The sequence below is a fragment of the Delftia sp. 60 genome (assembly GCF_002754395.1).
Lineage (GTDB): Bacteria > Pseudomonadota > Gammaproteobacteria > Burkholderiales > Burkholderiaceae_C > Comamonas > Comamonas acidovorans.
The window spans coordinates 4,272,881-4,296,500 of the sequence record NZ_PEFD01000001.1; the positions used below are offsets into that span (position 1 = coordinate 4,272,881).

Annotated in this window: 19 protein-coding genes and 3 pseudogenes; 15 read left to right on the top strand and 7 right to left on the bottom strand. The window is 65.8% G+C overall.

All coding sequences use genetic code 11. The annotated features are described in order from the left end of the window. Positions 1-21: 21 nt before the first annotated feature. The 3 genes and pseudogenes from gluQRS (at position 22) to CLV01_RS19365 (ending at position 2,831) form a co-directional block, all read left to right on the top strand. Positions 22-960, top strand: a complete 939-nt coding sequence (gene gluQRS, locus CLV01_RS19355; protein ID WP_099733464.1) for a tRNA glutamyl-Q(34) synthetase GluQRS — start codon at positions 22-24, stop codon at positions 958-960. Between the two features lie 64 nt (positions 961-1,024). After that, positions 1,025-1,779, top strand: a pseudogene (trmB, locus tag CLV01_RS19360) (tRNA (guanosine(46)-N7)-methyltransferase TrmB). A gap of 34 nt (positions 1,780-1,813) precedes the next feature. Continuing rightward, positions 1,814-2,831 (top strand): annotated as a pseudogene (locus tag CLV01_RS19365) (GGDEF domain-containing protein). Between the two features lie 21 nt (positions 2,832-2,852). Here CLV01_RS19365 and CLV01_RS19370 read toward each other — a convergent pair. From CLV01_RS19370 to alaS, 3 genes are all read right to left on the bottom strand, one after another. Further along, positions 2,853-4,103 carry a GGDEF domain-containing protein gene (locus CLV01_RS19370; RefSeq protein WP_099733462.1) on the bottom strand — a complete coding sequence of 417 codons (1,251 nt, stop codon included), beginning with the start codon at positions 4,101-4,103 and terminating at the stop codon, positions 2,853-2,855. Positions 4,104-4,112: 9 nt separating this feature from the next. After that, entirely contained in the window at positions 4,113-5,204 is a 1,092-nt protein-coding gene (locus tag CLV01_RS19375; protein ID WP_013802163.1) for an ABC transporter substrate-binding protein, read from the bottom strand. A gap of 88 nt (positions 5,205-5,292) precedes the next feature. Next, positions 5,293-7,917 (bottom strand): alanine--tRNA ligase, encoded by a 2,625-nt coding sequence (gene alaS, locus CLV01_RS19380; protein ID WP_099733461.1) that lies wholly within the window; start codon positions 7,915-7,917, stop codon positions 5,293-5,295. A gap of 388 nt (positions 7,918-8,305) precedes the next feature. On the opposite strand from alaS, the gene CLV01_RS19385 reads away from it, so the two are divergent. Next, on the top strand, positions 8,306-8,665 hold the full coding sequence (locus CLV01_RS19385) for a hypothetical protein (RefSeq protein WP_099733460.1): 360 nt from the start codon (positions 8,306-8,308) through the stop codon (positions 8,663-8,665). A 56-nt stretch (positions 8,666-8,721) separates the two neighbouring features. On the opposite strand, the gene CLV01_RS19390 is transcribed toward CLV01_RS19385, so the two are convergent. Then, positions 8,722-10,059 (bottom strand): MFS transporter, encoded by a 1,338-nt coding sequence (locus CLV01_RS19390; RefSeq protein WP_013802160.1) that lies wholly within the window; start codon positions 10,057-10,059, stop codon positions 8,722-8,724. A gap of 298 nt (positions 10,060-10,357) precedes the next feature. On the opposite strand from CLV01_RS19390, the gene cyoA reads away from it, so the two are divergent. From cyoA to CLV01_RS19425, 7 genes and pseudogenes are all read left to right on the top strand, one after another. Further along, positions 10,358-11,404 (top strand): ubiquinol oxidase subunit II, encoded by a 1,047-nt coding sequence (cyoA, locus tag CLV01_RS19395; protein ID WP_012205882.1) that lies wholly within the window; start codon positions 10,358-10,360, stop codon positions 11,402-11,404. 66 nt (positions 11,405-11,470) lie between these two features. Beyond that, positions 11,471-13,477, top strand: a complete 2,007-nt coding sequence (gene cyoB, locus CLV01_RS19400; RefSeq protein WP_013802159.1) for a cytochrome o ubiquinol oxidase subunit I — start codon at positions 11,471-11,473, stop codon at positions 13,475-13,477. After that, positions 13,470-14,102 (top strand): cytochrome o ubiquinol oxidase subunit III, encoded by a 633-nt coding sequence (cyoC, locus tag CLV01_RS19405; protein WP_012205884.1) that lies wholly within the window; start codon positions 13,470-13,472, stop codon positions 14,100-14,102. Before cyoB ends, cyoC begins: the two co-directional genes overlap by 8 nt. Further along, on the top strand, positions 14,103-14,543 hold the full coding sequence (gene cyoD / locus CLV01_RS19410) for a cytochrome o ubiquinol oxidase subunit IV (protein ID WP_065346355.1): 441 nt from the start codon (positions 14,103-14,105) through the stop codon (positions 14,541-14,543). Between the two features lie 71 nt (positions 14,544-14,614). Beyond that, positions 14,615-15,328, top strand: coding sequence for an SURF1 family protein (locus CLV01_RS19415; protein WP_099733459.1), 714 nt, complete (start codon positions 14,615-14,617; stop codon positions 15,326-15,328). Positions 15,329-15,457: 129 nt separating this feature from the next. Continuing rightward, positions 15,458-16,758 (top strand): annotated as a pseudogene (locus CLV01_RS29850) (ATP-binding protein). 29 nt (positions 16,759-16,787) lie between these two features. Beyond that, positions 16,788-17,324, top strand: a complete 537-nt coding sequence (locus CLV01_RS19425; RefSeq protein ID WP_013802156.1) for a response regulator transcription factor — start codon at positions 16,788-16,790, stop codon at positions 17,322-17,324. Between the two features lie 80 nt (positions 17,325-17,404). Here the strand turns inward: CLV01_RS19425 and cyoE are convergent, their stop codons facing one another. Continuing rightward, entirely contained in the window at positions 17,405-18,310 is a 906-nt protein-coding gene (gene cyoE, locus CLV01_RS19430) for a heme o synthase (RefSeq protein ID WP_099733458.1), read from the bottom strand. Further along, positions 18,307-19,506 (bottom strand): COX15/CtaA family protein, encoded by a 1,200-nt coding sequence (locus tag CLV01_RS19435; RefSeq protein ID WP_099735102.1) that lies wholly within the window; start codon positions 19,504-19,506, stop codon positions 18,307-18,309. The genes cyoE and CLV01_RS19435 overlap by 4 nt, the downstream gene beginning before the upstream one ends. A gap of 820 nt (positions 19,507-20,326) precedes the next feature. Here CLV01_RS19435 and CLV01_RS19445 point away from each other — a divergent pair. The 4 genes from CLV01_RS19445 (at position 20,327) to CLV01_RS19460 (ending at position 21,776) form a co-directional block, all read left to right on the top strand. Next, positions 20,327-20,737, top strand: a complete 411-nt coding sequence (locus CLV01_RS19445; protein ID WP_013802153.1) for a hypothetical protein — start codon at positions 20,327-20,329, stop codon at positions 20,735-20,737. A gap of 161 nt (positions 20,738-20,898) precedes the next feature. Then, entirely contained in the window at positions 20,899-21,081 is a 183-nt protein-coding gene (locus CLV01_RS19450) for a hypothetical protein (RefSeq protein ID WP_225613976.1), read from the top strand. A gap of 67 nt (positions 21,082-21,148) precedes the next feature. After that, positions 21,149-21,343: a hypothetical protein gene (locus CLV01_RS19455; RefSeq protein ID WP_257221410.1), complete on the top strand. Its 195-nt coding sequence runs from the start codon at positions 21,149-21,151 to the stop codon at positions 21,341-21,343. A 151-nt stretch (positions 21,344-21,494) separates the two neighbouring features. After that, positions 21,495-21,776, top strand: coding sequence for a hypothetical protein (locus CLV01_RS19460; RefSeq protein ID WP_012205894.1), 282 nt, complete (start codon positions 21,495-21,497; stop codon positions 21,774-21,776). 49 nt (positions 21,777-21,825) lie between these two features. Here the strand turns inward: CLV01_RS19460 and CLV01_RS19465 are convergent, their stop codons facing one another. After that, complete coding sequence (locus tag CLV01_RS19465; protein WP_013802150.1) at positions 21,826-22,614, bottom strand: class I SAM-dependent methyltransferase; 789 nt, start codon at positions 22,612-22,614, stop codon at positions 21,826-21,828. Positions 22,615-23,620: the final 1,006 nt, after the last annotated feature.

A 23,620-nucleotide genomic window follows, 5' to 3' on the forward strand; every position in this document is an offset into this window, starting at 1 on the left:
AGGCCTTAACATCCGGCCCCGATGATTCCCGCCGCCCCTGAATCCGCCGAGACCGGCTCCGCACCCGCCCCATCCCCGTATGTCGGCCGTTTTGCGCCCTCACCCACGGGCCTGCTGCATGCAGGCTCCCTGGTGGCGGCGCTGGCCAGCTGGCTGGATGCACGCGCCCATGGCGGCCGCTGGCTGGTGCGCATCGAGGACATAGACCCTCCGCGCTGCCAGCCCGGTGCCGACACCGCCATCCTGAACCAGCTTGCCACCTGCGGCCTGCTGCCGGACGAAGAGCCTGTTTGGCAGTCCCGCCGCCACACCTTCTACGAAAGCGCACTGGAGCGGCTCAAGGCCGGCGGCCTGGCCTATCCCTGCGGCTGCACGCGCAAGGACATCGAGGCAGCCTGGGAAAACCTGGGCTGGGCCCATGAGCGCCATGTGGAGCGGCCCTACCCCGGCACCTGCCGCGACGGCCTGCACGGCAAAAGCGCCCGGGCCTGGCGCTTTGCGCTGGACCGCCTCACCCGCCACGATCCCGTGCTGCACTGGCAGGACCGCCGCTTGGGCGCCCAGCAGCAGGATGTGGTCCACGGCGTGGGCGACTTTGTCCTGCGCCGGGCCGACGGCCTGTGGGCCTACCAGTTGGCCGTGGTCGTCGATGACGGCCTGCAGGGCATCACCCATGTGGTGCGCGGCGCCGACCTCGCCGACAATACGCCCCGCCAGATGTTGCTGCAGCGCGCCCTGGGCATAGGTCACCCGCAGTACCTGCACACGCCGCTGGTGCTCATGCCCGACGGCGAAAAGCTTTCCAAGCAGCACGGCGCCCCCGCACTGGACCTGAGCGCCCCTGTGACCGCGCTGCGCACCGCAGCCGCCCACCTGGGACTGCACCAGCCATCACCCCAGGCCGCATTGGGCGAAGCGCTGCAGTTCTGGGTCAGGGGCTGGCGCCATACATACAATTGAGCCCGTGAACCCAATTTCTTCCCCCCAAGCCGAGCAGTCCATGGACGGCGATACCCCGAACACCATGTCCGCTGCCCCCGGTGCGCCGCACGATTCCTCTTCGCCCTCCACACCTGCGGCCGCCCGTACCGGCCAGCCGCCCGAGGGCGTGGCCCATCCCAAGACCATCAAGAGCTATGTGCGCCGCGCCGGCCGCACCACGACAGGCCAGGCCAAGGCCTTCGAGGAGCTGGGTCCGCGCTTCGTGCTGAACTACCAGGCCGTGCCGCTGGACGCCTCTGCCACCTATGGCCGCCAGGCCCCCTGATCCTGGAGATCGGCTTCGGCATGGGCGAGGCCACGGCCCACATCGCGCGCGTGCGCCCCGATGACAACTTCCTGTGCTGCGAGGTGCACGAGCCCGGCGTGGGCGCCCTGCTCAAGCGCATTGGCGAGCAGGACATCTCCAACATCCGCATACTGCAGCACGACGCCGTCGAAGTCATCGACAACATGCTGCCCGAGGCCAGCCTGGACGGCATCCACATCTTCTTCCCCGATCCCTGGCACAAGAAAAAGCACAACAAGCGCCGACTGATCCAGGAGCCTCTGGTAGCCAAGCTGGCACGGCGGCTGCGTCCCGGTGGCTACATCCACTGCGCCACCGACTGGGAGCCCTATGCGGTGCAGATGCTGGAAGTGCTGGGCGCGGAGCCCCTGCTGGCCAACACGGCCGAAGGCTATGCCGCCAAGCCCGACTACCGGCCGCTGACCAAGTTCGAAAACCGTGGCATCCGCCTGGGCCACGGTGTGTGGGATCTGGTGTTTGAGCGCCGCTGAGCCGGTCGCGCCCTCTTCCAATACAAGGCCTCGCATGCAGCCATTGCTACAGAATCTGGTCGAGATGACGGCCCACAGGGACCATCTGCGATTGGAAATCTCGGTGCTGTCCACCCTGTTCAAGCTCAATGGCGTGGTGCAGGTCCGGGCGCTGGAGCTGTTCGCCATGCCCGACGGCAGGCACTGCGTGCGTGCGCGCACCTGGAGCCAGGGCGATCAGGTCATGTCCACCGATGCCGAGGCCTTGTACGACCCGCAAAGCGTGGAGCTGGCCTCCATGCCCGCGCTGCAGCAGGCGCTGCAGCAGCGCGCCCTCATCGCCTCGGCCGTGCAGCCCGATGGCCAGCACGTGCTGTGGCTGCCGCTGTGGCGCCAGGAGACGGCCTACCACTGCCTGGAGATCACGCAGTCCACGGCCTTCTCGCCCAGCCGGCTCGATGTGATCCAGGGCATCTTCGGCGTCTATCACAACTACCAGAGCCTGCTGGACTACAGCGAACGCGATGCGCTGACCGGCCTGCTCAACCGCAAGACCTTCGACGAGCAGTTCCTGCGCCTGTCGCTGCAGGAGGCGCCGATGGCCATGCCGGGCGTGGCCACGGAAGACGTTCCCGGCCAGTGGCTGGCCGCCATCGACATCGACCATTTCAAGCGCATCAACGACCGCTTTGGCCACCTGTATGGCGACGAGGTGCTGATCCTGGTCGCCAACATCCTGCGCAGCTGCTTCGACGCCAAGGACCGTGTGTTCCGCTTCGGCGGCGAGGAATTCGTGGTGCTGCTGCGCTCGGTCAGCCTGGTCAATGCCCGCAAGGCGCTGGAGCGCCTGCGCCACGACGTGGAGAGCTACGAGTTCCCCCAGGTCGGCCGCATCACCGTGAGCACGGGCTTTGCCGCCATGGGCACGGGCGCACCCGTGGAGGTGCTGGGCCATGCCGACCAGGCCCTCTACCACGCCAAGGAGCATGGCCGCAACCAGACCTGGTACTACGGTGATCACCCAGGGGCTGCTGGCCCCCCAGGTGAACAGCAACGACATCGAACTGTTCTGAGCCGGCCCGGCGCCGTGCCGTTCAGGTGAGGCCGGCCACGCGCACGCAGTCGCGCCCGGCGTGCTTGGCCTCGTAGAGCATGGCATCGGCGCGCTGCAGCAGTTCCTGCGCGCTCTCGGCACCCTGCAGTTGCGCCACGCCAAAGCTGGCCGTCGCCGCCAGCTCCAGGCCATGGACCTGTATGGGCGTGGAGCGTATGGCCTCGCGCAGCTGCCCGGCCAGCGCCCAGGCCTGGGCCGCAGCCACACCGGGCATCACGATCAGGAACTCCTCCCCGCCATAGCGCGCCATCCATTGCGCCGAAGGCTCCCGCTCCAGTGCGTGCCGGCAACGCCGTGCCACCTCGCGCAGCACGGCATCGCCTGCGGCATGGCCGTGCCTGTCATTGACCTGCTTGAAGCGGTCCACGTCCACGAACATCACGCTCAGGGCCGCACCCAGGCGCTGGCCCTGGGCGACCTCGGAGGCCAGGCGCTCGTCCATGGCGCGGCGGTTGAGGCATCCGGTCAGCGCATCGGTCAGCGACATGCGCTTGACCTCCTCCACCAGCTCCTCCAGCTGGGCCGTGCGCTGGGCCACCAGCAGGTCCAGATGTTCGATGTGGCCGCGCAGGTCATGCTGCAACTGGCCAAAGCCCTGCACCACCATGTCGATCTCGTCGCGCTGCCCGCGCCGCGCCCGCTCCAGTACCAAGGGCCTCGACAACTCATTGGGCTTGAGGTTGGCCGCAAAGCCCGCAATCTGCTGCAGCGGCTGGCGCAGCTCCCTGCGCATCACCCAGGCCACCATCAGGCAGACCAGGGCCGTGAACAGCGCATAGCCCAGCAGCACGCGCAGCGTGGAGTCGCGCAGCACCTCCAGGTAGTGGCCCCGGTTCTCCCAGACCTGCAGTTCGCCCAGCGGCAGGCTGGACTGGCTGTGACGCGGTGCCGGAATGAGCATGGACACGGCGGGCGCGCGGCCATCCCTGGGCTCGCCCGCCTCGTACATCTCGCCCGTGGAGGTGACGCGCAGCTGCACATGTCCCACCAGGGGCAGCTTTCCCAGCCACTGCACCTGCTCGCGCACTAGGGCCGGCTCGATGTCCCACAGCGCGGCGGACAGCGAGATCATGCTGTTGGCCACCAGCGTCTCCATGGAGCGGCGAAACTCCTGCTGCCCCTTGCGGTACTCCCACCAGGCGTGGGCGCCGCCAAACACCAGCATGCAGGCCACGGCCAGCAGCATGATGCGCAGGATCAGCAGGGAGGCGATCGAACGGAAGCGGGGCATGGAAGGCGCTCAGCGCAGCAGGTGCTTGAGCTCGAATCCGTAGCGCCGCAGCCGGGGATTGAGGTGCTTGCTGTAGCTGCGAAAGTCCAGAGGGGCCAGCGGCGCGCTGATCCTGTGCTCGTAGCGGTCGATCTGGGACTTGTCCAGCAGCGTGAACATGGGCCGCACCTGCTCCAGCCCTTCGGAGGCGAAATCGGTTCCGTGCGCATGGTCGTAGAGCATGACCAGGGCCCAGGCACCGGTCAGGAAATGGCCGCCCGCCAGTGCCGACAGCTCGCCCGTGCGCAGCGCCGTCATGGCGGCGGCCGATGAATTGATGGCGCTGAAGAAGGCATCACGCCCCGGCGAGCCGCCCCGCGCGCGCCAGGCCTGCATGGCGCCAAAGGCCATCTCGTCGTTGCCCGCCCAGACCAGGCGCACCTCGGGATAGCGCTGGAACAGCACGGCCGCCTGCTGCTCGGCGCGTTCGCGGCGCCATTCGCCAAAGACTTCCTGCTGCAGCACCACGTCGCTGGCCTCGGCCGCCGCGCGGCGCATGCCGGCATTGCGTTCCACCGAGGAGGGCGTGGAGCGGTCCCCGGCAATGGCCACCATGTGCAGCCGGCCATCGGCCGCACGCGCCTGGCCCGATGCCCGTGCAGCGGCGAACAGTGACTTGGCGGTCAGGTAGCCGGCCTCTTCGGCGCCCGGCTCCAGACTGCCCAGCCAGTGGCGATAGCGCTCCCGCGCCACGCCGGTCTGGCCGCGCAATGTTTCGGGCACGCCGCTGAAGGCCATGAAGCTGTCGATGCCTGCGGCCTCCAGCGTGCGCAGGATTTCCGGCGCCACGCTGTAGTCGTTGGTAAACATCACGTACCGGGGCCGCTGCGCCTTGGGCAAGGCGGCAATCTGGCGCGCAATCTCGATGGGGCGCAGGTGGTCGCGCTGGGCATAGCGGACCTGCAGCTGCATGCCCAGGCTGCTGGCCGCGTCCTGCATGGCCTCGCTGACCGTGGTCCAGTAGCGCTCATCGGACCGGCCGGGGTTGATGAAGACCACGCTTTGCGCGGCGGCAGCGGCCGACTGCGCCAGCACGCCCATCACCCAGGCCATGTAGGTCATACGCAGCGCCCACGGCAAGACGCCCCGGTGGAGTCCACCGGGGCGTCCCGAAGAAGGGGCAGCAGGAATCATCTGCCGCGCAGCTGGGTCAGACGCGCTCTGCCACCCAGGCCTGCACACCGGCCAGCGCCGCGGGCAGGCCCGAAGCGTCCGTGCCGCCGGCCATGGCCATGTCGGGCTTGCCGCCGCCCTTGCCGCCGACCTGGCTGGCCACGAAGTTCACCAGATCGCCAGCCTTGAGGCGCGAGGTCTCGGCCTTGGTCACGCCTGCGGCCAGTTGCACCTTGTCGCCATCGACGGCGGCCAGCACGATGGCTGCGGCGCCCAGCTTGTCCTTGAGCTTGTCCATGGTGTCGCGCAGGGTCTTGGCGTCAGCGCCTTCCAGCCTGGCGGCCAGCACCTTGATGCCCTTGACGTCCACGGCCTGGCCGGCCAGCTCGTCGCCCTGGCTGGAAGCGAGCTTGCCCTTGAGCGCAGCCACTTCCTTCTCCAGCGCGCGGATCTGCTCCAGCGCACCGCCGATGCGGGTGTTCAGCTCGGCCGTCGGCGCCTTCAGCGCGGCGGCGGCCTGGTCCACCGTGGATTCCAGCGATTGCAGGTAGGCCAGCGCGTTCTCGCCGGTCACCGCCTCGATGCGGCGCACGCCGGCGGCCACGCCGCCTTCGCCCACCACCTTGAACAGGCCGATGTCGCCCGTGCGCTGCACGTGGGTGCCGCCGCACAGTTCGCGGCTGCTGCCGATGTCCAGCACGCGCACGGAGTCGCCGTACTTCTCGCCGAACAGCATCATGGCGCCCGTGGCCTTGGCCGATTCGATGTCCATCACGCGCGCATCGGTGGGCGTGTTGGCCAGGATCTCGGCGTTCACGCGGCGTTCGATCTCGCGGATCTCTTCAGCGGTCACGGGCTGGTTGTGGGCAAAGTCGAAGCGCGTGCGCTCGGCGTTGACCAGCGAGCCCTTTTGCTGCACGTGATCGCCCAGCACTTCGCGCAGGGCCTTGTGCATGATGTGCGTGACCGAATGGTTGCGCATGGTGGCGGCACGCAGCTGCGTGTCCACCTCGGCCTGCACGGCATCGCCCACCTTGAGGCTGCCGGACTCCAGCACGCCATGGTGGCCGAACACATCGGCCTTGATCTTGAGCGTGTCCTCGACCGCAAAGCGTGCGCCCGCAGTGCTGATCACACCCTGGTCGCCCACCTGGCCGCCGGACTCGGCGTAGAAAGGCGTGGTGTCGAGCACGACCACGCCGCTCTGGCCTGCCTTGAGTTCCTGCACGGCGCTGCCTTCGGCATACAGTGCCACCACCTTGGCGGCCTCGGCCAGCTTCTGGTAGCCCGTGAAGGCATTGGCATCGCCCGTGTACTCCAGGGCGCGGTCCATCTTGAACTTGCCTGCTGCGCGGGCCTTGTTCTTCTGCTCTTCCATGGCAGTCTGGAAGCCCGCCTCGTCCACGCTCAGGCCGCGCTCGCGGCAGACGTCGTTGGTCAGGTCCAGGGGGAAGCCGTAGGTGTCGTGCAGCTTGAAGGCCACGTCGCCGGGCAGCACCTTGGCGCCACCGGCCAGCGCTGCGTCCAGGATTTCCATGCCGTTGGCCAGGGTCTCGAAGAAGCGCTCTTCCTCGACCCGCAGCACTTCGGTGATGCGCGCTTCCTGCTCGCGGATCTTGGGATAGGCATCGCCCATCACGGCCACCAGGTCCTTGACCAGCTTGTGGAAGAACGGGGTCTTCTGGCCCAGCTTGTAGCCGTGGCGGATGGCGCGGCGCACGATGCGGCGCTGCACGTAGCCGCGGCCTTCGTTGGAGGGAATCACGCCGTCGGCCACCAGGAAGGCGGTGGCGCGGATGTGGTCGGCGATCACCTTGAGCGAGGGGGTCTCGATGTCGGTGATGTGCGTCTCGCGCGCAGCGGCCTTGATCAGCGCCTGGAACAGGTCGATCTCGTAGTTGCTGTGCACATGCTGCAGGATGGCGGCCAGGCGCTCCAGGCCCATGCCGGTGTCCACGCAGGGCGCGGGCAGCGGCTTGACGTTGCCCTGCTCGTCCATGTCGAACTGCATGAACACGTTGTTCCAGATCTCGATGAAGCGGTCGCCGTCTTCGTCAGGGCTGCCCGGAGGGCCGCCGGCCACGTGCGCGCCGTGGTCGTAGAAGATTTCCGAGCAGGGGCCGCAGGGACCGGTGTCGGCCATCATCCAGAAGTTGTCGCTCTTGTAGCGGCCGCCCTTGTTGTCGCCAATGCGGATCACGCGCTCGGGCGGCAGGCCGATTTCCTTGGTCCAGATGTCATAGGCCTCGTCGTCCTCGGCGTAGACCGTGGCCAGCAGGCGTTCCTTGGGCAGCTTGTAGACCTCGGTCAGCAGCTCCCAGGCCCACTTGAGCGACTCGCGCTTGAAGTAGTCGCCGAAGGACCAGTTGCCCAGCATCTCGAAGAAGGTGTGGTGGCGGGCCGTGTAGCCCACGTTTTCCAGATCGTTGTGCTTGCCGCCTGCGCGCAGGCAGGTCTGCACCGAGGTGGCGCGCTTGTAGGGGCGCTTGTCGGTGCCCAGGAACACGTCCTTGAACTGGACCATGCCCGAGTTGGTGAACATCAGCGTCGGATCGTTGCCGGGCACCAGGGGGCTCGACTCCACGATGGTGTGGCCCTTGGATGCGAAAAAGTCCAGAAAGCTCTTGCGAATGTCGGCAACGGTGAAAGTGGGTGTGCTCATGGTGTCTAGGAGTTCGGAGCGCGCACGCGGGGCGCTGTCCCTGGCGGGAGGGTGTCCCGTCGGGACCAACGCGCATTATAGGTTTGCCCCATGGTTGCGGCAGCGAGCCCTGCCTGGCCTCCATCACGCACGTGGCCAAAGAAGGCCTCTCCTCCCATCTGCCCGAGCGCGCAACAGCGGCGCGCGACTGGCCGGTCCACGGCGCCTGCAGCTGTGGGTGGCGCCCCATCCGGGCCGCAGGGCCGACATTCTTGCGCTGGAGAAATGGCTGGTGCAGGAGATGGGGGAGATGGCTAGCACAGGCGATCTCGCCGTTCCCTGATCCCGCTCAGACTGCGCGCGATGGGCGCCCTGGATAATCGCCAGCCGGAACCACAGCAAGCACACCATGGCGCAACCACAGACACCCGAGCCCCATTCCAGCGAACCGGCCACCGCTGCCAGCGCCAACGGATCCGATCCGGCCAAACCGCCAACACCGCCGAAACCGCCCAAGCCACCAAAAAGCCGCATCGTGCCCTGGCTCATCGGCCTGCCCGTGGCCTTCTTCGCTGTGCTCATGCTGGCTGGCCAGTTGCTGTCCACGCCCGAAGGTGAGGCGCGCTGGGTGGAGCGCGAAACCATCAAGATCTGCCGCAAGGAAACCGCGCGGCCAGAGGCCGAGCGCAAGACGCAGCAGTTTGAATCGGTGCAGGACTGCGACAGGCTCGAATTCGACTTCAAGCAGCGCTACGGTGAAAACCCCTGAGGCGAAGTCACAACGAAAAAGGCCGGCAGAGCCGGCCTTTGATTTGCTGCGCCCGTTCAGTCGCGCGTCTCGATGGCGCGGTTGATGCCCAGCGCCGCCAGCGTGCACAGCGCACCCGACAGCAGATAGATCCCCAGCGCCACCAGTCCGAAGCGCGAGGACACGCCCAGGGCCACCAGCGGAGCGAATGCCGCGCCCACCAGCCAGGCCATGTCCGAGGACAGAGCAGCACCCGTGTAGCGATAGCGTGAGGGGAAGTTGGACGTCACCGTGCCGGCCGCCTGGCCATAGGACAGGCCCAGCAGGATGAAGCCGACGATGATGAACACGTTGTTCCCCATCGTTCCGCTGCCCAGCAGCCAGGGCGCCAGGAAGCTGAAGATGCCGATCAGGCAGGCCATGGTGCCCAGCGTGTTGCGCCGGCCCACACGGTCGGCCAGCCAGCCCGAGACCATGATGGCGGCAGCCGCACAGAAGGCGCCCACGATCTGCACCCCGAGCACATGGGTCACCGACTGGTCCGAGTACAGCGAGATCCAGGACAGCGGGAAGATGGTCACCAGGTGGAACAGCGCAAAGCTGGCCAGGGCGGCAAACGCACCGATCACCACGTTGCGACCCTCGTCGCGCATCAGCGGCAGCACGCCCATGGGCTCCAGCTCACGCTGCTGCAGCAGTTCGGTGTAGGACTGGCCCACGACCAGGCGCAGCCGGGCAAACAGTGCCACGACGTTGATGGCAAAGGCCACGCAGAAGGGATAGCGCCAGCCCCAGCTGAGGAACTCGTCGGCTCCCACATGGGCGTAGATGAAGGCAAACAGCCCTGCCGCGAGCACGAAGCCCAGCGGCGCGCCCAACTGGCCCATCATCGAATACCAGCCGCGCCGGTTCTTGGGCGCCGACATGGCCAGCAGCGACGGCAGGCCGTCCCACGAGCCGCCCAGCGCAATGCCCTGGCCTATGCGCAGCAGCGCCAGCACGATGATGGCGTTCACCCCCGCCTGCTGGTAGCTGGGCAGGAAGGCCATGCCCACGGTGCACACGCCCAGCAGAAACAGCGCCAGCGTCAGCTTGGTCGCCCGCCCCCAGCGCCGCTGCACGGCCATGGACAGCGCCGTGCCCAGCGGCCGGGCCACGAAGGCCAGCGAGAAGATGGCGAACGACATCAGCGTGCCGTCGAGCTTGGAAAGGTAGGGAAACAGCAGCGCCGGGAAGACCAGCACGCAGGCGATGCCGAACACGAAGAAGTCGAAGTACTCCGAGGATCGCCCGATGATCACGCCGACGGCGATTTCGTTGGGCGTGACATCTTCGTGGGTGTCGGCGCGGGACAGAGATTCTTTGCTCTCATAGCTTCCGCCGGGGAAGCTTGCAGTTGTGTCGAGGCCGCTCATAGATGGATGCTCCTTGTCTCGTCTCACTGACAGCTCTGTTCTACGCCCTCGCTTGATCTGGCGCAAGGCGGTTTCCACCTCGACCGGCCTCGGTGTTTGTCCTGCTGCGCGCGACGCGAAAATGCGGCCTCCGGACCGCCAGGCACCTGACGTGCACCCGTCCAGGTAGCAGAAAGTTCCCGGGTTCTCCTTGACGTTGGACAAAATGTCCAATGGACAAATTTATACTTCGTAATACATTTGCCCGGATCTTGTAATCCGCGTTTCTATGTAAACGCGCTCTTGTTGCGCCCCTAGCATGCTAAAAATCAAGGAACTCCGTGGGCCTGCGTGGCTCACCGCGGCCGCTTTGACAGCCAGTCTCACTGGCTGCAGCAAAGCCGTCGTGCTCAACCCCGCCGGCGACATCGCCGCGCAGCAAGGCAACCTGGTGGTCACGGCCACCTTGCTGATGCTGATCATCATCATCCCGGTGATCATCCTCACGCTGCTTTTCGCCTGGAAATACCGCCAGTCGAACACCGAGGCCCACTACGACCCCGAATGGCACCACTCCACCACGCTGGAGCTGGTGATCTGGTCCGTGCCGCTGATGATCATCATCGCGCTGGGCGCCATCACCTGGATCAGCACCCACAAGCTGGACCCCTACCGTCCGCTGGACCGCGTCTCGGCCACCAAGCCGCTGAGCACCGATGTCAAGCCGCTGGAGGTGCAGGTCGTGGCCATGGACTGGAAGTGGCTGTTCTTCATCCCTGAAAAAGGCATCGCCACCGTCAACGAGCTGGCCGCTCCCGTGGATCGTCCCATCCACTTCAAGCTGACCGCCACCTCGACGATGAACTCCTTCTACGTGCCTGACCTGGCCGGCATGATCTATGCCATGCCCGGCATGCAGACCGAGCTGAACGCCGTGATCAACAAGCCCGGCGTGTTCCACGGCCTGGCATCGCACTACAGCGGCGCCGGCTTCTCGGGCATGACGTTCAAGTTCCATGGCCTGAGCAACGAAGAGTTCGATCAGTGGGTTGCCAAGGCCAAGTCCGAAGGCAAGGCCCTGACGCGCGATACCTACCTGAACCTGGTCAAGCCCAGCGAGCGCAACCCGGTCGAGCGCTTCGCCACGGTGGACGAAGGCCTGTACGACAAGGTGCTCAACCGCTGTGTCGAAGAAGGCAAGATGTGCATGCATCACATGATGGCCATCGACGCTGCCGGCGGCGAAGCCTATCTCAAGGCCGTGGGCATGAACCTGCCCCAGGATGTGTGCACGGTGCAAAACGCCGACCGCGTCGTGGCCTTCCTGGACCAGCGCGACGGCTCCGCAGCCGCTGCGCAGCAATAAGCAGTTAGCGGACGCGGACGACGGCCAGACCGCCGCCCGCTCCCATCACGACCTAAGAGACTCGATATGTCTGAACATACCTCCCCGGCACAGGCCCACTGGCTGCTGGGACGCATCACTTGGGACTCCATCCCGATGGCGCATGAGCCCATCGTGCTGGCGACCTTCATCGCCGTGGTGCTCGGCGGCCTTGCCGTGCTGGGCCTGCTCACCAAGTTCCGCCTGTGGGGCCCGCTGTGGCGCGACTGGCTGTGCAGCATCGACCACAAGAAGATCGGCATCATGTACATGATCCTCGGTCTGGTCATGCTGCTGCGCGGCTTTGCCGACGCGCTGATGATGCGCCTGCAGCAGGCCATGGCCTTCGGCGACAACCTGGGCTACCTGCCTCCGCACCACTACGACCAGATCTTCACGGCACACGGCGTGATCATGATCTTCTTCGTGGCCATGCCCTTCGTGACCGGCCTGATGAACTATCTGGTGCCGCTGCAGATCGGCGCCCGCGACGTGTCCTTCCCGTTCCTGAACAACTTCAGCTTCTGGATGACCACGGGCGGCGCCGTGCTGGTGATGATCTCGCTGTTCCTGGGCGAGTTCTCCACCTCCGGCTGGCTGGCACTGTCCAACCTGGGGGCGCAGAACCCCGGGGTCGGGCTTGACTACTACATCTGGGGATTGCAGGTGGCCGGCGTCGGCACCACGCTGTCAGGCATCAACCTGATCGTGACCATCATCAAGATGCGCGCACCCGGCATGAACCTGATGAAGATGCCCGTCTTCACCTGGACCGCCCTGTGCACCAACGCGCTGATCGTGGCCTCGTTCCCCATCCTGACCGCAGCCCTGGTGCTGATGTCGCTGGACCGCTACGTCGGCACGAACTTCTTCACGAACGAGCTGGGCGGCAACCCCATGCTGTACGTGAACCTGATCTGGATCTGGGGCCACCCCGAGGTCTACATCCTGATCCTGCCCTGCTTCGGCATCTTCTCGGAGATCGTCTCCACCTTCAGCCGCAAGCGCCTGTTCGGCTACACCTCCATGGTGTACGCGACGGTGTGTATCACCATCCTGTCCTACCTGGTCTGGCTGCACCACTTCTTCACCATGGGCTCCGGCGCCAGCGTGAACACCTTCTTCGGCATCACGACGATGATCATCTCGATCCCGACGGGCGCCAAGATCTTCAACTGGCTGTTCACCATGTACCGCGGCCGCATCCGCTTCACGGTGCCGATGCTGTGGACCGTGGGCTTCATGTGCACGTTCGCCATCGGCGGCATGACCGGCGTGCTGCTGGCCGTTCCCCCGGCCGACTTCGTGCTCCACAACAGCCTGTTCCTGATCGCCCACTTCCACAACGTGATCATCGGCGGCGTGGTGTTCGGCGTGTTCGCCGGCATCAACTTCTGGTTCCCCAAGGCCTTCGGCTACAAGCTCGACGAGTTCTGGGGCAAGTGCTCGTTCTGGTTCTGGCTGGTCGGCTTCTGGGTCGCCTTCACACCGCTGTACGTGCTGGGCCTGATGGGCGTGACACGCCGTGCCAACCACTTCGAGGACCCCTCGCTGCAGATCTGGTTCGTGATCGCCGCCCTGGGCGCCGGTCTGGTGGCACTGGGCATCGGCAGCTTCCTGATCCAGCTGGTGGTCAGCTACTTCAAGCGCGACCAGCTGCGTGACGTGACCGGCGACCCATGGGAAGGCCGCACGCTGGAGTGGGCCACCTCCTCGCCCCCTCCCCAGTACAACTTCGCCTTCACGCCCGTGGTGCATGAGATCGATGCCTGGTGGGACATGAAGAAGCACGGCTACCAGCGTCCGCTGACCGGCTTCAAGCCCGTCCACATGCCGTCCAACACCGGCGCCGGTGTCGTGATCGCCGCGCTGTCCACGGTCTTCGGCTTCGCGATGATCTGGCACATGTGGCCCCTGGCCATTGCGTCGTTCGCCGCCACCGTGCTGGCGTCGATCATCCACACGTTCAACTACAAGCGCGACTACTACATCCCCGCCGCGGAAGTCGCGGCCACGGAAGAACTGCGCACACAACAGCTGGCACGTCATGTCTGATACCCGTTACACCGCAGGCGGCGCTGCCGCCCTGGCCCCGCGCGAGTACCACCTCGCCGAGGAGCCCCATCCCGAAAACGGCACCGCTCTGGGCTTCTGGCTCTACCTGATGAGCGACTGCCTGATCTTTGCAGCGCTGTTCGCCACCTATGGCGTGCTGGGCCGCAACTACGCTGCAGGCCCCACGGGCGCCCAGCTGTTCGACCTGCCCCTGGTGGCGATGAACACGGCCTTCCTGCTGCTGTCGTCCATCACCTTCGGCTTCGCCATGCTGCAAAAGCAGCAGGGCAAGCTGGGCGGCACCCAGCTGTGGCTGGCCATCACCGGCCTGTTCGGCCTGTGCTTCCTGGGCCTGGAACTCTATGAGTTCTCCCACCTGCTGCACGAGGGCGCAGGCCCGCAGCGCAGCGCCTTCCTGTCCTCGTTCTTCACGCTGGTGGGCACCCACGGCCTGCACGTGAGCTTCGGCCTGATCTGGCTGGTCACGCTGATGATCCAGATCAACAAGCACGGCCTGACGCACGAGAACAACCGCCGCCTGATGTGCCTGTCGATGTTCTGGCACTTCTTGGACGTGGTCTGGATCGGCGTCTTCACTTTTGTTTACCTGATGGGGGTGCTGTAAATGGCTGCACACGACATCCACGCCGGCCATGGCCACGGTCACCACGACCAGCACGGCCATGACGATCACCACCACGACGCAGGCCCGCACAGCACGTTCTCGGGCTATATGTGGGGCTTCGTGCTCTCGATCATCCTGACGGCCATCCCGTTCTGGCTGGTGATGAGCAATGTCATCTCGGACCGTGCAACGGCCGTGATGGTGCTCGGCGGCTTCGCCGTGGTGCAGATCCTGGTCCACATGGTCTTCTTCCTGCACATGAACGGCAAGATCGAAGGCGGCTGGACCCTGCTGTCCACCATCTTCACCGTGGTCTTCGTGGCCATCGGCATTGCGGGCACCCTGTGGGTCATGTTCCACATGAACACCAACATGATGCCCCAGCACACCATGCCGGCCGACCCCGCCGCTCAGACGGCTCCAGCCTCGGTCACGCCTTGACCGCATCTGGAAACTCCGGGCCCTCCAGCCACGCCGGCGCATCGCGCCGGCGTGGCCCACTCGCTCAGGCGATGCTCATCTCGGTGGGCATCGCCTTGTTTTTGGGCTTCATCTTCCTGGGCAGCTGGCAGGTCCAGCGCCGTGCCTGGAAGCTGGACTTGATAGAGCGCGTTGACCAGCGCGTGCACGCCGCACCCGCTGCCCTGCCCCCGCCCGCCGAATGGCCGCAGATCACGGCCGCTGACCACGAGTACCGCGCCGTGCAGGCCAGCGGCCACTGGCTGGCCGGCAAGACCGTGCTGACCCAGGCCGTGACCGAATTGGGCGCCGGCTTCTGGGTACTGACGCCGCTGCAGATGAACGACGGCAACCAGGTGCTGGTGAACCGGGGCTTCATTCCCACAGCGCAGCGCGCGCGCTGGCAGGATCAGCCCGCACAGGCGCCCCAGGACCCGGTGACGGTGGCCGGCCTGCTGCGCATCAGCGAGCCGCGCGGCGGCTTCCTGCGCGAGAACGATCCCGCGCAGCAGCGCTGGTTCTCGCGCGATGTGGCGGCCATTGCACAGGCCCAGGGCCTGGACCATGCAGCCCCCTACTTCATCGACGCAGGCCTGCCGGGCCAGCCCGTGGCAGACGGCACCTGGCCGCGCCCGGGCATGACCGTGATCCGCTTCCCCAACAGCCATCTGGTCTATGCGCTGACCTGGTACGGGCTGGCGCTGATGGTGGTCGGCGCGGCCTGGCTGGTCAGGCGCAATGACCGGCAGGCAAGCAGCAAGCCGTAAAGCCGTAAGGCCGTAAAGCCGCCGCTCCAGGCAACAGGGCCACCGATGACATCGGTGGCCTTTTTTACGCCAGTCCTCTACAAGACCCTGCCGCGCCACGGCTGCCTGCGGTAGCGCACAATCGCCCGCGTGAATTCGCCTTCAGAGTCCCTGTTCCGCGTCGAGCGCACCACCGAACGCCAGAACATGCAGCTGCTGATACAGCTGCGCTGGTTTGCCGTGGTCGGGCAGGTGATCACCATCTCCCTGGTGCACTACGGCTTCGGCATCACCCTGCCGCTGCCGGCCATGGCTCTGGTGCTGATGGCCAGCGTCTTCACCAATCTTGGCTACATCTACTGGTACCGCAGCCACCGCCGCCAGATCTCGGCGCGCAACCTGTTCCTGGCCCTGCTGGCCGACGTGCTCGCCCTGGCCATACAGCTGTATTTGAGCGGCGGCGCCAGCAATCCCTTCATCTATCTGTTCCTGCTGCAGGGCATTCTGGGCGCCGTGCTGCTCAGGCCCGTGCACGCCTGGATCATCGTTGCCAGCACCTCGCTGTGCACCCTGGTGCTGGCCATCGTGCACTGGCCCCTGCCCATTGGCGCGGCGGGACCGGACGGGCTGCCCGGCCTGTACGTGAGCGGCATTCTGATCAGCTTCGGGCTGACCACGGTGCTGCTGGTCGTCTTCCTGCGCCGCATCGTCTCCAACCTGCGCCGGCGTGACGCACGGCTGGCCAACATGCGCCAGCGTGCCAGCGAAGAGGAGCACATCGTGCGCATGGGCCTGCTGGCCACGGGCGCGGCGCACGAGCTGGGCACGCCGCTGTCCACCATGTCCGTCATCCTGGGCGACTGGCAGCGCATGCCCGCCATCACGCAAGACCCCGACCTGCTGGCAGACCTGCAGGAAATGCAGCAGCAGCTGCTGCGCTGCAAGTCCATCGTCTCCAGCGTGCTCATGTCGGCCGGCGAGACCCGCGCCGATGCGCCACAGGCCACCACGCTGCGCGCCTTCATGGACGGCGTGGTCGCGCACTGGCAGTCACGCCACGCCGTGGAGCATTTCGACTATGTCCAGGCCGACGAGGACTTCCCCATTCTTTCCGATACCGCGTTGCAGCAAATGGTTTGCAATGTGCTCGACAATGCGGCCGAAGCCTCCCCCGCCATGTGGCGCTGCACCTGGCCGTGCGCACCGGCATGCTGTGCATCACCGTGCGCGACAAGGGACCGGGCTTTGCACCCGCCGTGCTGGAACAGCTGGGCCAGCGCCATATCTCCACCAAGACGGAGCGCCCGGGCCGGGGGCTGGGCCTGTTCCTGGTGCTCAACGTGGCGCGCTCGCTGGGCGGACGCGTTCAGGTGAGGAACACCCCGCCGCGGGGCAGTGAGGTGGAGATCCGCCTGCCCCTGTCATCGATTGCCATTGAACCCGGCGCCTGAAGCGGCGCCCACAGGAACCCGAATCGCCCATGGACAGCTCCCGCCTCCTGCTGCTGGTTGAAGACGATGCGACCTTTGCGCGCACGCTGACGCGCTCGTTCGAGCGGCGCGGCTACCGCGTGCTGCAGGCCGCCAGCGCCGAGGAAGTGCGCGAGCTGCTGCAGACGCACTCGCCGCAGTACGCCGTCATGGACCTCAAGCTGGCGGGCAACGCGTCGGGCCTGAGCTGCGTGCAGATGCTGCACCAGCACAGCCCCGAGGCGCTGATCGTCGTGCTCACAGGCTATGCCAGCATTGCCACGGCCGTGGAGGCGGTCAAGCTAGGCGCATGCCACTATCTGGCCAAGCCCTCCAACACCGACGATATCGAGGCCGCCTTCGGCCGCCTCGAGGGCCGCACCGACGTGGAACTGTCGCGCAACCCCACCTCCATCAAGACGCTGGAGTGGGAACACATCCACGAAACCCTGGCCGAGAGCGATTTCAACATCTCCGAAGCCGCTCGCCGCCTGGGCATGCACCGGCGTACGCTGGCGCGCAAGCTGGAAAAGCGGCAGATCAAGTAAGGCGGCAGTCACCAAGACAAACCGGGCCTCAAGGGCCCGGTTTGTCATTGCGCGGCCATGGCCCTCAGGCCATCAACCCATCAGCCCAGCCAGAGGTAGTGATCGACCAGCAGCGCCAGGAACAGCACGCTCAGGTGGATCAGCGAGAAGCGGAATGTCTTGCGCGACAGCTGGTCCGAGTAATTGCGCCACAGTGCAAAGGCATAGGCACAGAAGCCCACGCTCAGCACCACGGCCACCACCAGGTACAGCCAGGAACTCATGCCGTACATGAAGGGCAGCATGCAGGCCGCAAACAGGATCACCGTATACAGCAGGATCTGCAGCCGCGTGTACTCGCTGCCATGCGTCACGGGCAGCATGGGCAGGCCGGACTGGCGGTAGTCTTCCACGCGGTACAGCGCCAGCGCCCAGAAATGGGGTGGTGTCCACAGGAAGATGATGAGGAACAGGATCAGCGCCTCGGGACCGACCTGGCCCGTCATCGCGGCCCAGCCCAGCACGGGCGGCATGGCACCAGAGGCGCCGCCGATCACGATGTTCTGCGGCGTGGCGGGCTTGAGGATCACCGTGTAGATCACGGCATAGCCCACGAAGGTGGCCAGCGTCAGCCACATGGTCAGCGGGTTGGTGCACAGCAGCAGCACCAGCGCGCCCAGCGTGCACAAGATGGCCGAGAAGGCCAGCGCCTGCTGGCTGCTCAGCTCGCCGCGCGCCGTGGGCCGCCAGGAGGTGCGCTTCATGCGCGCATCGATATGGCGCTCCACCAGGCAGTTGAAGGCGGCCGCCGCGCCCGCCACCAGCCAGATGCCCAAGCAGGCCAGCGCCATGTGCAGCCACTGGTCGGCGTTGGGCCAGCCGGGCACGGCCAGCACCATGCCGATCAGTGCGCAGAACACGATCAGCTGCACCACACGCGGCTTGGTCAGGGCATAGAACTGTGTCCAGCGCGAGGGCTCGACACTCAGGGAAGCTTGTTTACTCATGCAATCTCTCCACGGGCAACCGGCAGACCGTCCCGCAGTGCGCCCGGGCGGCTGGCCGCCAGGCACCAAACAATCACGGTCACCAGCGCAGCTGCGCCGCCCGTATGCAGCACCGCGGCCACCAACGGCCAATCGAGCACCACGTTCGACAGGCCTGTCAGCACCTGCAGCACCAAAAACGCACCCAGCACGCGGCGCTGCGACGCCAGTGCGGGCACTTCACCCAAACGCCACCACAGCCCGGCCAGCGCAGCCACCACCACATAGGCCGCCAGGCGGTGCAGATAGTGGATGGCCGTGAGGCCCGCAAAGCTGATGTTGCTGCCGTCCTGCAGCAGGCCCAGCGGACGCCAGATCTGCAGCGCCTGCGAAAAATCCATGGCCGGCCACCAGCTGCCCTGGCAGGTCGGGAAACTGCTGCAGGCCAGCACCGCATAGTTGGTGCTGACCCAGCCGCCCAGCGCCACCTGCAGCACCAGCAGCGCAAGACCCAGCCACAGCCCCGCGCGCAGCGCGGGCGAAATCACGGTCGCCCCTTGCTGACGCGCAGCACGGCTCAACCCCACGGCGGGCACGCACAGCAAGGCCAGCAGCCCCGTGCCGCCCAGCAGGTGCAGGGTCACGATGGCCGGAAAAAGCTTCATGGTCACGGTCCAGGCGCCAAAGGCGCCCTGCAGGCAGACCCAGAACAGCGCCAGCGTGGGCCACCACGGACTCAGGGCACCGCCTGTGCCCTCCGCCCCTGTAAGCTCGGCCCCTGCGCCACCCGCCCTGCCCAGGCGCCGCGCGCGCCGCCAGGCCATGATGGTCATGGCGATGATGAGCACGCCCACGGTGGTTGCCAGATAGCGGTGGACCATCTCTATCCATGCCTTGCCATGCGTCACCGGCCCGGTGGGCATGGCGGCCTGGGCCTCAGCAATCTGCGCGCGGGCGCCCATGGGGCTGGCGCTGCCATAGCAGCCCGGCCAGTCGGGGCAGCCCAGGCCGGAATCGGTCAGGCGGGTGAAGGCGCCGAACAGCACCAGATCGAAAGTCAGGAACAGCGTGAGCACCGACAGCGCCTGCAGCCGCTTGAGCGAGCCGCCGCTGCGATTGCGCAGCCACACCCAGGCCAGGGGGCCCAGCGCCAGCAACAGGCCCAGCAGCATCAGCTCCAGAACGGGGGCCAGATCGTACAGCGCCTGTTCGCTCACACCCGCCCTCCGCAGCGCGGCATGCACCACACGGCATGGCCCACGGGCAAGCCGAAAGGCAATGCCGCAGGCGCATCCGGTTGGCGACAGCAGATCTTCATAAATGAGAGCAATTTGACAAGAAGGCTCAGCCCCATGCGCGAGATTGGATCGCAGGCCGGGCCTACAGAGAATCAGGACATGCACCCAGATACCGGCTGCGGGACCGCGCCCCATGCACAAGGCCCGCCAAGCGGGCCCGGTCGCTGCAACTTTCAGAGCAGCATGTCTTTGATATGAAACAATTCTACTTGGCTGCGAACCGCTCAATCGCCCACGCATGCAGTGCCCCTAGATCGCAGCCAGCTTCTTTTGGCCGGTGCGATGCGGCTTGGGCCTGGCGCACACGAATTTCCACAGGACCCTGCCCAAGGCGTCGGCGGCACAGCTTTACACGACTGCTCAGATTCGCTCAGATTCAGACACCTCGCGTTCCTTAGATTGGTGGTTTCACTTGGGAACCGGCAACTGCCGGGTGAGGCCATGATTGCAGGAGGCTCGTGGACTGTGCTTGATGGGCACGGAAACGAAATCGGGCGTGTCGAAGGCGATGAATTCGTCCGTTGCGGGACCAGGCCCATCTACCGCATCGATGGACCGGCGCTGTACTCCATGGACGGTTCGGCCAGACTGATGGGCTTTATCGAAGGGACCGAGGTCAGAACGCGGCAAGGCCGGATCTTCCTCAAATTTCTCGCACATTGAGCGGCACTGCTCAGATTTGCTCATCTTCGGCCAGTCGAAGCCAGGGAGACTCCACGTCCAAGAAAACCTCCAGGCAATGGACCTCTTTTTCGTGCGCGTGCTCTCCAACAACGATTTCAATGCCTTCTGGGACGGCATCGCCCAGGACAAGCCCCTGAAGACGCCCGACAAGGGACGCACCGCGTCCTTCACTGTCATCCGCCGCAGCGACAGCGGCCTGGAAGTCAGAACGCACAAGGGCAACACGGTGCGCATAAGGCGGGAAGCCTTCGGCGCCGTGCTGCGCCATCTGGCCCAGGAGCATCACGGCGCCGAGCGGCCCTGCATCGTGGCCTCCAGCCAGCACCGGCCCGGCTTTCTGGGCTTTGCGGCCAAGCAGGCCAACGACAACGCGGCCGTGGTGATCACCTACATCCTGCCCATACTGCAGGACGCAGGACTTGTGGAAATCGACGGCAACCGGCCCAACAGGACCTGGCTGCTTTGAACAACTGCACAGCCTTCGGCCTTCTGCGCCGGTCAATGACAATCTATGTCAATTCATTCATAGCCAATCACTAAGGCGCACAGATAATTGCCAGCATTCGTGTGAATTGTGAGAAGGGTCCGGGCCACGCTCCGCGCCCTTCGATGCTGGAGGATTGGCAGATGAGCGCCCCGGAAATGGAGGCCATACAGGAGCGGCTGAAGAAGCTGCGGGCCGACGAGGCGCTGGTCGCCGAGCAGCTGGACCGGCTGCAGGCCCAAAAGGCTGCGCTGCAGCACAGGCTGGCCATGATCCAGGGCGCCGTGCAGGTGCTTGAAGAGATGCGTCAGGAGCTGGGGCCATGAACCGTGGCAAGCCCGTCTCACCACCCGCCTCGCCCCCGCCTCACCCTGCGCATCGCCCACCCCCACCTTGCCCACAGCCGAAGACTGGCTGGCAAGAATTGCGGCCCTGGATGCCACGCAGCCCCCTCCCACCCCGCCCCGTTTGCGCAACCCACGCAAGGCAAAGCGCCGCAGGGCGGTCACCATCGTGGCAATGGCCGTGCTGCTGGGGCTGCTGGCCATCGCCCTGGCCGTGGCGGTGCAGTTGATGTGGGTCAAGTAGCTGTCACACGGCAGCAGCGGAAAGAGCCTTCAAGCGTGAAGCCAACCGAGCCGGGGCTGCTGTATACCCTCACATCCTGGCGAAGTCCCCATATTGTTTGCATGCTCACTTACGCCTAGCATGTGTCCACACTCAACGCAGTGGAGGTGCCATGGCCGATCCCGAAGAACCACTGGAAGTACGCTCAGAACGCTGGCAGTCGCTGAAGGGGCTGGACATCGCCTCCGTGGATCTGGGCCCCATCTGCGTGGTGCTCATGCTGACGCTGATCTGCATGGCCGTGATGATGCTGCTGGCCAAATCCGGCGCCGAGCAAGCACGGCAGGCCCAGCCCTCGTCCCAGGCCAAGGGCCCGGCTCCCCGACCGAAGCCGGCGCAGCCCGTGACCGAACCCGCCCAGCAACAGACCTGGACGCCGGCCTTGCGCACCTAAAGGCGACCTAAGGCCGACCTGAGGGCGGCAAGGCCAGGCCGCAGTACCTTCAGAGTTTCACCGAACGTGTCGCAATGAAGGTCGGCACGAACTTCTCGATCACAAAACGGGCATGGGGCTGCCAGTCTTCATGAAAGCCCGTCAGCACCAACCCCGCATCCAGCTGGCCGCCGATCTGATCGGCCAGCGTATGGCCGAACACCAGCGCCTCATTGCGCTCCCGCTTGGCATCAAGCGCTGCGGGCGGCAAATCCACCACATCGGAATACGGAAGGCGCCGCGCAGGCCGCATGAGCCCTTGCTCGCGCAACGCGGGATCGCGGTCCTCCACGAAGACCACCGGATTCCAGAAGCTGGACAGAAGGCGCCCACCCTTCGCGAGCACCCGCGCGCATTCACGCCATACGGGACGCACATCAGGCACGTAGAGGTTGGAGATGGGGTGAAAGATCACATCGAAGCCGGCATCTGCAAAAACGCCCAGATCGCGCATATCTCCCTGCACGCAGGTCAGCGCAAGGCCTTCGCGCTGCGCTACATGGCGGTCCTGTGCAAGCTGCCCGGCAGAGGCATCGAACACGGTGACCTGCGCGCCCGCCGCCGCAAGAATGGGCCCCTGCTGGCCGCCGCCGCCGGCAAGGCAGAGGATGCGCAGGCCGCGCACATCATCCAGCCAGCCCGCTGGCAAGGGGCCGGGCGTGAGCCGCGCCTGCCAGCTTCCGGCACGGGCCCGGGCTATTTCAGCGCTGTCGACCGGGCGCGACCAGTCGCAGTCTTTCGCTGCCTGCAGGTTCCAGGCGGCGGTGTTGTGGGCAAGGATGTCGATGGGTTCTGTCATGGGCACTCTTTCATAAAGAGGCCGCACGGCGACGCGAGATTGCGTTCAGAAAACGCGGAGCAGTCAACGGGCATGCAGGTGGTGACGCGGGCGTCCGCCGTGGGCCGGGAATGGGCTTCGGGGGGATCGGTCGGACTAGGGTCCGAAGGCGTCACAGGTTCATGTCAGGCTCGCAGCGGTCGCAGGAATGGAAGGGACAAATTCTAAGACTGCGCAAATTGCACTGTCAAACCACTGCGGCGCGTTCCCCACACGGTCATGCGGAAGTCACAACCGTGAGACGGCTTGGCTGTAAGTTGAACACGCACCCTCGATGGCGCTGGCTTCTGCTGCGCCATGGCGCGCCCGCTGACGACCGGCCTTTCCCAACCCGGCGCCCAATGGATACCGAGGAGCAACACTTTGAAGGAGAGCTATGCGTAGTCCCAAGAAAGGCCGAGAGCCGATCCGGCTCATGGACCTGGCCCCCGCCGTCTTCTGCATCCAGTGCGAACAGGAAAAACCCGCCACAGGAGCCCGCCAATTCCACGCGTGGCATGTGTGCAGCGACTGCTCGCAGAAGTTGGCCCAACTCCCCCCGGCGCAAGCACCCACGGCGCACCACGCGCACTGAGGCAAGCGATTCCCCAAAACGAAAGCCCGCCAGATGGCGGGCTTTCTCATGCCCTTGCGGACATGAGCGGGGGCGGGAGCGGGATGTCGATGCGCGCCTACCAGGGCACAAACATGATCACCAGTGCCACAGCCACGATAGCGGCAACGATGTACATGGTTCGCTTGGTGGCGAACCGGTTGCGGGACGACGAGGTGGGCACTTGGCCCGGGGTGTTGGGAGTAGGTTTGTTCATGACCTCAAGCATGGTCGCCGCCCGGGACCGGCCCTGTCGGACAAGCACAGCTAAGGCAATCAGCGCAGAGCATGACAAGAGCGTCGGCCTTGGCGCAAGGTGACGCTTGTGAACTGCCGTGGGCCCACTGAGCGCAAGTGGCCAGAAAAGACAAAGCC

What these genes read in the sequence shown, in the direction of transcription:
- gluQRS (WP_099733464.1), top strand. Translation starts at nt 22, where the DNA reads ATGATTCCCGCCGCCCCTGAATCCGCCGAGACCGGCTCCGCACCCGCC.
- CLV01_RS19370 (WP_099733462.1), bottom strand. Translation starts at nt 4,103, where the DNA reads ATGCCCCGCTTCCGTTCGATCGCCTCCCTGCTGATCCTGCGCATCATG.
- CLV01_RS19375 (WP_013802163.1), bottom strand. Translation starts at nt 5,204, where the DNA reads ATGACCTACATGGCCTGGGTGATGGGCGTGCTGGCGCAGTCGGCCGCT.
- alaS (WP_099733461.1), bottom strand. Translation starts at nt 7,917, where the DNA reads ATGAGCACACCCACTTTCACCGTTGCCGACATTCGCAAGAGCTTTCTG.
- CLV01_RS19385 (WP_099733460.1), top strand. Translation starts at nt 8,306, where the DNA reads ATGGCGCAACCACAGACACCCGAGCCCCATTCCAGCGAACCGGCCACC.
- CLV01_RS19390 (WP_013802160.1), bottom strand. Translation starts at nt 10,059, where the DNA reads ATGAGCGGCCTCGACACAACTGCAAGCTTCCCCGGCGGAAGCTATGAG.
- cyoA (WP_012205882.1), top strand. Translation starts at nt 10,358, where the DNA reads ATGCTAAAAATCAAGGAACTCCGTGGGCCTGCGTGGCTCACCGCGGCC.
- cyoB (WP_013802159.1), top strand. Translation starts at nt 11,471, where the DNA reads ATGTCTGAACATACCTCCCCGGCACAGGCCCACTGGCTGCTGGGACGC.
- cyoC (WP_012205884.1), top strand. Translation starts at nt 13,470, where the DNA reads ATGTCTGATACCCGTTACACCGCAGGCGGCGCTGCCGCCCTGGCCCCG.
- cyoD (WP_065346355.1), top strand. Translation starts at nt 14,103, where the DNA reads ATGGCTGCACACGACATCCACGCCGGCCATGGCCACGGTCACCACGAC.
- CLV01_RS19415 (WP_099733459.1), top strand. Translation starts at nt 14,615, where the DNA reads ATGCTCATCTCGGTGGGCATCGCCTTGTTTTTGGGCTTCATCTTCCTG.
- CLV01_RS19425 (WP_013802156.1), top strand. Translation starts at nt 16,788, where the DNA reads ATGGACAGCTCCCGCCTCCTGCTGCTGGTTGAAGACGATGCGACCTTT.
- cyoE (WP_099733458.1), bottom strand. Translation starts at nt 18,310, where the DNA reads ATGAGTAAACAAGCTTCCCTGAGTGTCGAGCCCTCGCGCTGGACACAG.
- CLV01_RS19445 (WP_013802153.1), top strand. Translation starts at nt 20,327, where the DNA reads ATGGACCTCTTTTTCGTGCGCGTGCTCTCCAACAACGATTTCAATGCC.
- CLV01_RS19450 (WP_225613976.1), top strand. Translation starts at nt 20,899, where the DNA reads ATGAGCGCCCCGGAAATGGAGGCCATACAGGAGCGGCTGAAGAAGCTG.
- CLV01_RS19460 (WP_012205894.1), top strand. Translation starts at nt 21,495, where the DNA reads ATGGCCGATCCCGAAGAACCACTGGAAGTACGCTCAGAACGCTGGCAG.
- CLV01_RS19465 (WP_013802150.1), bottom strand. Translation starts at nt 22,614, where the DNA reads ATGACAGAACCCATCGACATCCTTGCCCACAACACCGCCGCCTGGAAC.